Raw genomic sequence first — 10,779 nt, 5'->3', positions numbered from 1 at the left:
AAATCAGTTCGGTTTTTCAAAACTAACGAAGTCTATTTACCCCGTAAATGCCCGATTGGTGAAGGCTAATAATCAGTGGGGGATGGACACCCCCCCACTGATTAAAGTTTCACTTTACTTTAACGAATGAACAAACAACCCACTGCGCAGTTTCGGTTCAAACCAAGTTGATTTTGGCGGCATGACTTCTCCGGCGTCTGCGATTGCTAATAAATCTTCCATTGACGTTGGATATAATGCGAATGCTGCTGTGTAAGCACCGCTATTCACGAGACGCTCTAGTTCTTCTAGCCCACGGATTCCACCAACGAAATCAATGCGTGAATCTGAGCGCGGATCATGTATTTCAAGTACTTGACTTAATAAATGATCTTGTAAAATAGATACATCTAAACGTCTAACGAGATCATTCGCATCAAATGTTTCCTCTTTCACTGCGAGCTTATACCATTTCCCGTTTACATACATTCCAAATGATTTTGGCTCATTTGGTTTATACGGTGAAACACCTGTTTCTTCCACGTAAAAATATTGCGCAACTTGCTTTAAAAATTGCTCTACTGATAAGCCATTTAAATCTTTCACAACCCGATTATAGTCCCAAATTGATAATTCATCATGAGGGAATAAAACAGATAGGAAGAAATTAAATTCCTCTTCTCCTGTATAATTCGGATATTGTTCTCTTCGCATTAGCCCAACTTTTGCTGCTGATGCGGAGCGGTGATGTCCATCTGCAATGTACAAGTTAGGAATGTCTTCAAATGCGTTTACTAAAGTCGCAATTACATCTTCATCTGCAATTTTCCACGCAACATGCTCCACGCCATCTTCTGCTGTAAATTTATAGATTGGCGCATGTTCTTCTTTCCAGCTTGCAATTAAACGTTTCACTTCTTCTTTTGTACGGTACGTTAAAAAAATAGGACCCGTATTTGCGTCACACACATCTACGTGGCGAATACGATCTTGTTCTTTTTCATGGCGTGTTCGCTCATGTTTTTTAATTGTATCATCTTCATACTCGTCAATCGATGTACAAACAACAAGGCCTGACTGCGTTCTTCCTTGCATCGTCAGTTCATAAATGTAAAGCGCTGGCTCTTCGTCTTGAACGAACACTTCTTCTTGTATAAATTGCTTTAAATTTTCACCCGCTTTTTCATATACGCGATCATCGTACGGCGAAAGTGCCGGATCTAAATCAATTTCGGCTTTATCAACATGTAAAAAAGAATATGGATTCCCTTTTACAACTTCTCTTGCTTCTTCACTATTTAATACATCGTAAGGTAAAGCTGCAACTTGCACTGCTTTTTCTTCTACTGGACGGATGGCCCGAAACGGTCGGATATTTGCCAAATCTCTCTCTCCTTTACACAATCATTCGAACTGCTACAACACCTGTAATTTTCCGTATATTTTCCACAATATTCTCTTTAATTATATCATCAATACCATTATCAATATCAATCATTGTGTACGCCCAAGAATGTTTACTACGATTAATCATATCCGCAATATTAATATGATGTTCTGCTAAACATCCTGTAATTTGTCCTACCATGTTTGGTACATTTTGATGCATAATTGTAATTCGTTTTTTTCCAATGTAAGGAAGCTCTACGTTTGGATAGTTTACTGAATTACGAATATTACCTGTCTCTAAATATTCACGTAATTGACGCGCAGCCATTACTGCACAATTTTCTTCAGATTCAGACGTAGATGCACCTAGATGAGGCGTCGCTGTTACATTTTTCATCTTTATAACATTTTCATTCGGGAAATCCGTTACGTAATGTGTAATAATATCTTCTTCTAACGCTTTTTGAAGAGCTGTTTCATCTACAAGTTCTCCTCTTGAGAAATTGAATAGACGCATTCCTTTTTTCATCGTCTCTATAGCGTGTTCACCAACAATTCCCTTCGTTTGATTTGTAAGTGGAATATGCAGTGTAATATAATCACATGTTGCAAAAATTTCATCTAGGCTAAACGCTCTTTGCACATGTGTAGAAAGACGCCAAGCTGTTTCAACTGAAATGTAAGGATCGTATCCGACAACATCCATTCCTAACGCTAACGCATCATTTGCCACTAAAGCACCGATTGCACCAAGGCCGATAACCCCTAGACGCTTCCCGGCAATTTCAGATCCAACGAATTGCTTCTTCCCAGCTTCAACAAGCTGTGGTACTTCTTCCCCATCCAACTCTTTCGTCCAGCTCACTCCGTTTATAATATTGCGGGAAGACATAATAAGGCTTGCGATAATAAGTTCCTTCACCGCATTCGCATTAGCCCCTGGCGTATTAAATACTACAATCCCTTTTTCCGTACAACGCTCAACAGGAATATTATTTACACCGGCACCAGCTCTTGCAATTGCCTTTAAATCTTCTGAAAACTCTTCTTGATGTAAAGAATAGCTGCGAAGTAAAATACCATCTGGATGACCTACTTTGTCTCCAATTTCATAGCGATTCCCATCAAAAATTTGCAAACCCTTTTCCGCAATTTGATTTAACATTTGAACACGAAACATATCCCCATCTCCCTATCTATTTTCAAGCTCAAATTCCTTCATATAAGCTACTAATTGCCCAACACCTTCCACTGGCATCGCATTGTAAATACTTGCACGCATACCACCTACTGAACGATGTCCCTTTAGCGTAACGAAACCGCGTTCTTTCGCTTTTTGTAAAAACTGATTGTTAAGCTCTTCTGACGGTGTTGTAAACGGAATATTCATAAGTGATCGATACGTAGGATCAACTGGTGAAGTAAACAATTTAGATTCATCTAAAAAATTGTAAAGAAGTGAAGATTTTATTCTATTTTGGTCTTCAATCGCAGATACCCCGCCCTGTTCTTTCAACCACTCTAGTACAAGTTTCGTTACGTAAATACTAAAGGATGGCGGTGTATTATATAGGGAGTTATTTTTACTGTAAGTTTCATAGTTTAACATCGTAGGACAAGAGCGGCCCGCACGGCCAATTAAATCTCTTTTTATAATTACAATCGTTAAGCCCGCTGGCCCTAAATTCTTTTGCGCACCCGCATATATGAGGCCAAACTTCGTAACATCATATTGTTCTGATAAAATATTTGAGGACATATCCGCAACAAGCGGCACTGTTTCTAAATGTGGAATATCCACATATTTTGTCCCCTCAATTGTATTATTTGTTGTTATATGTACATAATCTAGTTTTTCATCACTTTGGAAATCATCTATTTTAGGAATCGTAGTAAATTTCTCTTTTTCAGAAGAAGCAATCACTTGTACTTCTCCTACTTTTCCGGCTTCTTGCAGCGCCTTTTTAGACCATGAGCCTGTCAGTACGTACCCAGCTTTTTTATACGTACTCATTACATTTAGCGGTATCATAGAGAACTGTAATGACGCACCGCCTTGTAAAAATAAAACTTCATACTCATCAGGAATGTTCATTAATTCACGAAGTAAGCTACTGGCTTCATCAATAATACTTTGGAAATAAGAAGATCTATGGCTCATTTCCATAACAGACATGCCTGTCCCGTTATAATTTACAAGCTCCTTTTGCACTTTCTCTAAAACTGGCAAAGGGAGTATAGATGGTCCTGCTGAAAAATTATACACTCTCTCCATCACCCAGATAACCTCCCTATTTCTCATTTTTATTATTTTTTAAACTTTCTGAATTATAACCTACAATACAAGACATGGTCAATTTCTTTTCTAGTATTACGGCGCAAGACGCAATGGAATCGCTTGCATATACATTTCATTATTTCATAAACATATAAAAAAGTGTTAAGTACATAATCGTACTTAACACTCTAGTAATAAAAGTATAATAGCTACTTACTCGTAAAGAACCGATCAAAAATTTGATAAATAGCAGATAGACCAAAGAGCCAATAAATAGTGTCCACAAGCGCCGGCATAGAACCAAACCATTTCTCAACTACGTTGTAATCTAACGCTACAAATAACCAATTCAAACCTCCGAGAATCACCAAAATTACTGTAAGGTAAGACAAAAATTTCATTATGATTGCCCCCTAGGTGATAAGATGTTGAAAGGCCTTTCACTAAAAATATATGTACTATACTTCAAAACTTGCCTATTTTTAAAAATTTATTTTCGGTACCAACCGTTAATAACTGCCTCTGCTTCTTTACTATGTATTTGATATGCATGCGTACTATCATTAGAGCCGATAAACCAAATTGAAAAACCTTTAAAATACGGCTTCGGTTCTAATACATCTCGGTAAGCGCGCCATCCGTTTAATTGTACATCTTTTGAAAACACATTTGAAACGTCTGGGTTCCACGGATTTTGCAAGCCAAGTTCACGCGCTGGAACGTTGAATCCACCAAAGTAAACTGGCTTTCCAGTTGCTTTATGTAATTGTTCAAGTTGCTGAACAACATTTTGCCCACGATTATATACTGTCGTCGCAAATAAGTTTTGCTTTACTTCTTCATATGTAGGATTTCTTTTCCCTGAAACTTCAAACCAACTATCGATACTAACAATATCCACCTTTTTCAAATATGGACGATTTATTTTTTCTTTAAACTTCACTTCATAAGAAGGATCAAAGCCCGCTGTTAACCACCAGTTCATTTGATACAAAACATTTCCTTTATACTGCTGACGAACAAAATCAATCGTATCGCTCCAGTATCCTTCTGCATATTCCATATTCACGAAATTAGAAGCGATTTTTAGTCCATACACATTGTATTTACTTGTAATGGAATTAAAAATATCTTGTAAAACAACCGTTTTCCAATTCCAAAAGAAATCATTAATGTTACTTGGATTCCATTCAGTTTCTCCAACATTTCCTTGCTGTATATATGGGAACGGTTCCACTATAACTTGAATATTACGCTTTAATAATTCTTGAATTAAAATAATAGCTTGTTTCTTTTGCGCCTGATTAATTACCATATTAGTAGAAGTCACATTCGGAATATCCACTTGAATCGGTACATTTACTGTATTTAAATTTAAGCGCTCCACATCCGATAACACTTTCGCTACATTGCCAACTTCCCATACCGTTACGTTTCCTGCTTTTATTTTTCCGGATTGAACAGTATTTACATCTGCCTGTACCTTTCCTTGAAAACAAAAAGAAAACAACATGATACACACTCCTAAAATACGTACTAAATACTTACTTTTCTTCACAAGTTTCCCCCTATAATTTTTTGGCTTTCTTGCTTATTTTATACAACTTTTCACATATATTCCATAAAAAAACTCAATATTTTTTTCATCAGTAACAGGCTTATTCATACTAATCTCCTAAATATAGCAAGATAAATAAAAAAAGAGCGTATTTCCGCTCCTTTTTTATCTTTTTACGATTGAAATTATTGAACTTCTTCTAGTAAACTCATCAAATCCATTTTTTCGTATAAATCAATTTCCTACTCTCACCTTAAATAATAGTAGAAAATTATGGATAGAATTACTTCAGCAATTCTACCCAAATGTTGTTCCAGGTCTAATTAGTTTTCATAATATATCTTTTGTTTCCGCTGAAACGGATAGGTTTTAATCTCAGCTGTATCTAAATTTTCATGAAATAAATGAATGGCTGTAATTTGTCTACAATCGTAGGTATGGTAATAATACGTACCGGACTCCATACACATTGCGCTTGTATAGATAGTATTGTCTAATACCCCTTCTTCTGTTATTACGCTACCTTTCGCAACCTCGCAATTTGATAAGATATGAAAAACAGCCGATACGCCTTCTTCTTCGTTATCTACGCCTTGAATATTTTGTTTGCCATATGCTGCCCGTACAAACCTTGATGGTGGGGTGAAATCTCCAGGAAGCCCCATCGAGCCGGAACCTTGTCCAAAAGCACTTAATGATAAATCTCCCCATTGTGTTGGCACAAATGGCTGTGATCTAAGACCAATATATTGTCTTAAATTTTGTAAATGCCAATTAAATTCAGGGCTATTGGTCATCACTCCTAGAGGATTATCATACATTTTTATTCCTTTGTTTGTCGGCTCTAGTACAATACATTCCCCCCATTTATCCGCTACAATCCAATGTAGCGGTGGAGTCAGTCCTAAAAAAGGTAATGATACATCCAAAAAGGAAATACTATCTATAGAGTTCTTCAATTCTTCAACAGAATTGAATTGTGTGAGACTCCAAGCCACAAAATCAAATGGAGCCAGATTCGTCTTATTGTTATCTATACTTTTACTATAAGTAGCGAACTCTGGGAAATAGAGTGTTGCACATGTCATACCCGATTCATTTACTCCGTCTGCTAGAATGACCCTTCCTTCATGATTAATTCCCATTCCAACGACTGCTTGTTTCGTTTTGATCCTTTCACCTGTTATATTACTCCATTGATAATGTCGAGGAACTATTATTACTTCTTGATTAAAATCTAATGTAAAATCCATTGTTCTTGCAAAAAGATGCTGATTGTTTTTAGTCTGTAATGTCAAACTAGTACACATAAAGAACACCCCATTATATAGTTTTATATACACTTTACAGAATTTTGATAAGTCTGTAAATTTAAAACTAATCCACTTTCTAAAAATATGATTTCTAATCTGTACTTAGGAATAACCTTTACAATAATTAAGAGTTATCATGGCAATCGCATTAAAAAAAGCTGCTGCCTATAAAATACAGACAGCAACTTCAACTAGAGTAGCTGACATGATTTACGCAAGCTACAGTATACAATTTGATTTTCAATTAGTTTTTTTTGCATACTCATTTTTACATTTTGTAACTAATAAACAGCGATTGGCCCATAAGGACCATTGATAATTTCTATTTTTGTTTCAAAAATATCTGTCAAAATTTTTGGGTCCATAACCTCTTCTACTGTTCCAAAAGCAGCAATTTGTCCATCTTTCATAGCACAAATTTTATCAGAATATTTGGCTGCAAAATTTATGTCATGCATAACAGTCAAAATTGTTCTTCCAAATTCATTAGCTGCACGTCTCAAATGCTCCATCATTTGAACAGAACGAGCAACATCAAGGTTGTTCAGAGGTTCGTCCAAAAGTACATATTCAGTCTCTTGGCACAATACCATCGCTACATATGCCCTTTGTCTTTGTCCACCAGAAAGCTCATCTAAATATCGATTCTCTAAATTAGTTAAATCTAGAAAATCGATATATTTAGAAATAATAACCTCATCTTCTTTAGTTAATCTTCCCTTTGAATAAGGAAAGCGCCCAAATCCAACTAATTGTCTAACAGTAAGCCTAGTTACAAAATGATTTTCTTGTCGCAATATAGTCAAAACTTTTGCTAGGTCTTTTGATTTAGATTCCGAAACATCCATATTTGCTACTTGAATTTGACCTTCATCCATATCTAAAAGTCTTCCAATCATCAAAAGTGTCGTAGACTTTCCGGCACCATTTGGTCCAATTAAAGAAGTAAAGCCCGCTTTTGGTATTTCAATATCCAAAGGTCCTATTTTTACCTTATCAGTATAGAACTTTTTAACATTATCAATTTTTATCATAAAGCCCTCTTCCTTAAAACTATAGTTAAGAATATGATCCCACCAAATAATTCAATAATAACTGAAACTACACCTTGAGCATGGAATACATGATACATTAAAAAGTATGCACTCGTCATTATCAAAAATCCTATAGCAAAAGCCATTGGAAAAATATATCTATGATCATAAGTTGACGCCGCCTGATAACTCAAAGTTGCTACTAAAAAGCCGTAGAAAGTAAGTGGCCCAATTAGAGCTGTTGAAATGGACATCAAAATAGCAACTAATACAAGCGTATAAATTACACTAGGTTGATATTTAACTCCAAAAGAAGTAGCAACATCCTTTCCTAGTGACAAAACATTCAAATTCTTAGAATGTGCAAATATTAATACTGCTACAATTATGATCATAGGAATTACAATAGGAAAATATGCAGGATCTGCATGATTAACAGAACCAAATAATCTTGCTTGTAAAATATCAAATTCTGAAGGCGCAAGTAGTTTTCTCATAAAAGTTGACACAGAATTTAGTCCGGTACCAATAATAATTCCAACTAAAAGCATAAGTTGTAAATTCCCATATTTACCGGAAAGTAACCATCCATAAAGTATCAAACTCATGAAGACCATAATAACGACTTGGAATAAAAATGATCCAATTCCATTAAAATTTATTAATGCACTAGCACCAAAGAAGAATATTGTACTCGTTTGAATTGCTGAATAAAGTGATTCGAAACCTAAAAGCGAAGGAGTAATAATTTTATTATTCGTAATAGATTGGAAAGCAACTGTCGACAAGCTATGGCAAACTGCAGCAATAATCATTGCAACAATAGCTACTATCCTTCTCTTAACAACTGGGATAAAAGAAGGTGAATCTATCGGAACTGGATTGTTATAAACTAAAAGTCCATATGAAGAAAGGAGACCTAAAGCAATCAATGTTATCAGTAAAATCCAATAACGTCTTGCTTCCTTCTTAGACCGAAAAGCACTAGCTGATCTACTTTCATTATGAAGGCTAGAATCGATTTCGACATTTTCTTTATTTCTATATTCTAATGTGATCATCGCAGCCTCCTTGGTTTTCTTTGTCTCAATAAAATAGTAATAAACACGACTGCTCCCACTGTTGCAAGTATTAAAGAAACAGGTACTTCAAAAGGCTTTATAATTGTTCGAGAAATGATGTCACAGGCAGTTATTGTCCCCATTCCGATCACACACACCCAAGGTAAATTACTCTTAAGATCATCACCTCTAAACATTGAAACAATATTTGGAACAATTAATCCCAAGAAAGGTAAGTGTCCAATAACAGCTGCAACAATTCCAACTGCAACAGAGATAAGGCCAGTCCCAAAAAGAACAATTCTATTGTAATTAACTCCAAGGCTTGTTGCGACATCTTCTCCTAGTCCAGCTAAAGTCAATCTATTAGCATACATAAAAATAAGCAAAGTAATGATAACAATCAGCCATAAATATTCATATCTTCCCACCTGAACGTTAGCAAATGAACCTACAAACCAAGTTTCAATACTTTGCGTCATTTGAAAAAGGAGTCCCAAAAAAGTAGACACTGCAGAAATAACTGCTCCAAGCATCAATCCGATAATCGGGACAATTAAAGACGAACGAAGTTTAACTCTTCTTAAAAATAGGAAGAAAATCATAGTTCCTATAAAAGAAAAAATGATTGCACCAGTCATTCTTTGAACTAAAGTCGGGGCAGGAAATAATAAATATACAAAAAGCAGGCCTAAGCCTGACCATTCAATAGTCCCCGTTGTAGTAGGTTCAACAAAGCGATTCTGTGTAATGAGTTGCATTACGAGCCCTGCCATCGCCATTGCAGCTCCAGTAAGCATTAATGCAACTGTTCTCGGAACACGAGTTATGAAAAACATCTCCATTCCGCCCTCTTGTCCACGTATATCATAAACTCCAGTAAACAGTGATATAATCCCTAAAATTATAACAACTATAATCGCTATTATAAAAGGTTTTGTCCATAATTTATTGTGATTATAAAACTGGGGTTGAGAAGTATTCTCAACCCTAGAAATTATATTTTTTGACACTGCTTCGTACTCCTTTACACTACTTAGCTAAAGTTTTTGCGATATTTCCAAATAACTCTATGTAAGTCTGAATTGATTCATTTGTGTAAGTATCTTCTGGTGCATAAACAACCTGTTTTTTAGAAACAGCAGTTGTGTTTTGAAGAGCAGGTGATTTAGAAATAACATCCTTAGCAGGTGTTGAAGTAGCTGCATCAGATGTTGCAGCATCACGATCTAATACGAAAAGCCAATCAGGATTTGTTTGTGCAATAGCTTCAACAGAAACGTCATCACCTTTATGACCTGCAGTAGAATTAGAAACTTCTAGTGCTGGAGTCCAACCGAAAATTTCATACATCGGTCCCCAAACGCGACCAGAATGTGGAGCAGCAAAACCAATATTCCCACCAGTAACAATAACACTCATAACTTTATCTTTTCCATTATAAGCAGATTTTGCAGTTTCAATAGATTTATCAAAATCAGCTACTAATTGTTTAGCTTCTTTATCTTTATCAAAGATTTTTCCTAAAGTAATTGTAGAACTTTTAAGTCCATCTACTAAATTTTTCCCAGGCGTAGTAGATTTCTCAGAAACATCAACATTAAGATCAATAACAGCTGCATTTGGCACTAATTTTTTGATTTCTTCGTAATGGCCAGCAAATCTTTGACCAACGATTACAAGTTCAGGGTTTGCAGCTGCTATAATTTCAAGATTTGGTTCGCGGTGATTTCCAATATTTTGAACTTTATCATCCTTTACATACGCTGAATCTGCAGGCATTACATCCTTTGGAGCAGCCGCTAATTTAATTCCCCAATCAGCTAAAGTTTCAAAAGTTCTATTATCCAAAGCAACTACATTCTTTGGATTTACAGGGACTTTAACAGTTCCATGTGCATCAGTGATTTCAACCGTTTTTGGCTCATCACTACTATTACCTTTATTAGCCTTTGAAGTTTCCTTACTTGAATCTGAGCAAGCTACTAACATTAAAGTGAAAATTGCTAGAATACTCACTAATTTTAAAAGCATAGATTTTTTCATACATATACTCCTTATAATGTGATTTATTTCGAAAATGATGACATCCATAGATTGAATTAGATAGTAACTGCTATTCACCTAAATCAATATTGATAATCATTTTCAATTGAACATCCTGTTT

At 35.5% G+C, this 10,779-nt stretch carries 10 protein-coding genes; all 10 read right to left on the bottom strand.

Annotation, left to right across the window (positions count from 1 at the left end; all coding sequences use genetic code 11):
• Window positions 1–114: 114 nt before the first annotated feature.
• The 10 genes from KI356_RS12500 to KI356_RS12455 all read right to left on the bottom strand — a co-directional run bounded on the left by KI356_RS12500 (window position 115) and on the right by KI356_RS12455 (window position 10,658).
• Window positions 115–1,362, bottom strand: coding sequence for a DUF1015 domain-containing protein (locus KI356_RS12500; RefSeq protein WP_212935573.1), 1,248 nt, complete (start codon window positions 1,360–1,362; stop codon window positions 115–117).
• Window positions 1,363–1,375: 13 nt separating this feature from the next.
• Window positions 1,376–2,548, bottom strand: coding sequence for a phosphoglycerate dehydrogenase (locus KI356_RS12495; RefSeq protein WP_212935572.1), 1,173 nt, complete (start codon window positions 2,546–2,548; stop codon window positions 1,376–1,378).
• Between the two features lie 12 nt (window positions 2,549–2,560).
• Window positions 2,561–3,643 carry a 3-phosphoserine/phosphohydroxythreonine transaminase gene (gene serC, locus KI356_RS12490; RefSeq protein WP_212935571.1) on the bottom strand — a complete coding sequence of 361 codons (1,083 nt, stop codon included), beginning with the start codon at window positions 3,641–3,643 and terminating at the stop codon, window positions 2,561–2,563.
• A gap of 212 nt (window positions 3,644–3,855) precedes the next feature.
• Window positions 3,856–4,047: a DUF378 domain-containing protein gene (locus KI356_RS12485; protein WP_002084566.1), complete on the bottom strand. Its 192-nt coding sequence runs from the start codon at window positions 4,045–4,047 to the stop codon at window positions 3,856–3,858.
• Between the two features lie 89 nt (window positions 4,048–4,136).
• Complete coding sequence (locus KI356_RS12480) at window positions 4,137–5,159, bottom strand: glycoside hydrolase family 113 (protein ID WP_438820842.1); 1,023 nt, start codon at window positions 5,157–5,159, stop codon at window positions 4,137–4,139.
• A 368-nt stretch (window positions 5,160–5,527) separates the two neighbouring features.
• Complete coding sequence (locus KI356_RS12475; RefSeq protein ID WP_212935570.1) at window positions 5,528–6,514, bottom strand: choloylglycine hydrolase family protein; 987 nt, start codon at window positions 6,512–6,514, stop codon at window positions 5,528–5,530.
• A gap of 284 nt (window positions 6,515–6,798) precedes the next feature.
• On the bottom strand, window positions 6,799–7,551 hold the full coding sequence (locus KI356_RS12470) for an iron ABC transporter ATP-binding protein (RefSeq protein WP_097832329.1): 753 nt from the start codon (window positions 7,549–7,551) through the stop codon (window positions 6,799–6,801).
• The gene (locus tag KI356_RS12465) at window positions 7,548–8,612 is read right to left on the bottom strand and encodes an iron chelate uptake ABC transporter family permease subunit (RefSeq protein ID WP_212935569.1); all 1,065 of its coding nucleotides are present in this window, start codon (window positions 8,610–8,612) and stop codon (window positions 7,548–7,550) included. Before KI356_RS12465 ends, KI356_RS12470 begins: the two co-directional genes overlap by 4 nt.
• The gene (locus tag KI356_RS12460; RefSeq protein WP_212935568.1) at window positions 8,609–9,625 is read right to left on the bottom strand and encodes an ABC transporter permease; all 1,017 of its coding nucleotides are present in this window, start codon (window positions 9,623–9,625) and stop codon (window positions 8,609–8,611) included. The genes KI356_RS12465 and KI356_RS12460 overlap by 4 nt, the downstream gene beginning before the upstream one ends.
• A 19-nt stretch (window positions 9,626–9,644) precedes the next feature.
• The gene (locus tag KI356_RS12455; protein ID WP_212935567.1) at window positions 9,645–10,658 is read right to left on the bottom strand and encodes a siderophore ABC transporter substrate-binding protein; all 1,014 of its coding nucleotides are present in this window, start codon (window positions 10,656–10,658) and stop codon (window positions 9,645–9,647) included.
• Window positions 10,659–10,779 lie beyond the last annotated feature (121 nt).

Origin of the sequence: Bacillus hominis, from assembly GCF_018332515.1 — a bacterium.
In the GTDB taxonomy this organism is placed as follows: Bacteria; Bacillota; Bacilli; order Bacillales; family Bacillaceae_G; genus Bacillus_A; species Bacillus_A hominis.
The sequence above is the reverse complement of the archived record's forward strand: the minus strand, read 5'-3'. Positions and strand labels throughout refer to the sequence as shown.

Bases quoted from the DNA above. Each gene is read 5' to 3' on its own strand.
- KI356_RS12495 (WP_212935572.1), bottom strand. From the start codon at position 2,548: ATGTTTCGTGTTCAAATGTTAAATCAAATTGCGGAAAAGGGTTTGCAA.
- serC (WP_212935571.1), bottom strand. From the start codon at position 3,643: ATGGAGAGAGTGTATAATTTTTCAGCAGGACCATCTATACTCCCTTTG.
- KI356_RS12465 (WP_212935569.1), bottom strand. From the start codon at position 8,612: ATGATCACATTAGAATATAGAAATAAAGAAAATGTCGAAATCGATTCT.
- KI356_RS12470 (WP_097832329.1), bottom strand. From the start codon at position 7,551: ATGATAAAAATTGATAATGTTAAAAAGTTCTATACTGATAAGGTAAAA.
- KI356_RS12475 (WP_212935570.1), bottom strand. From the start codon at position 6,514: ATGTGTACTAGTTTGACATTACAGACTAAAAACAATCAGCATCTTTTT.
- KI356_RS12455 (WP_212935567.1), bottom strand. From the start codon at position 10,658: ATGAAAAAATCTATGCTTTTAAAATTAGTGAGTATTCTAGCAATTTTC.
- KI356_RS12485 (WP_002084566.1), bottom strand. From the start codon at position 4,047: ATGAAATTTTTGTCTTACCTTACAGTAATTTTGGTGATTCTCGGAGGT.
- KI356_RS12480 (WP_438820842.1), bottom strand. From the start codon at position 5,159: ATGTTGTTTTCTTTTTGTTTTCAAGGAAAGGTACAGGCAGATGTAAAT.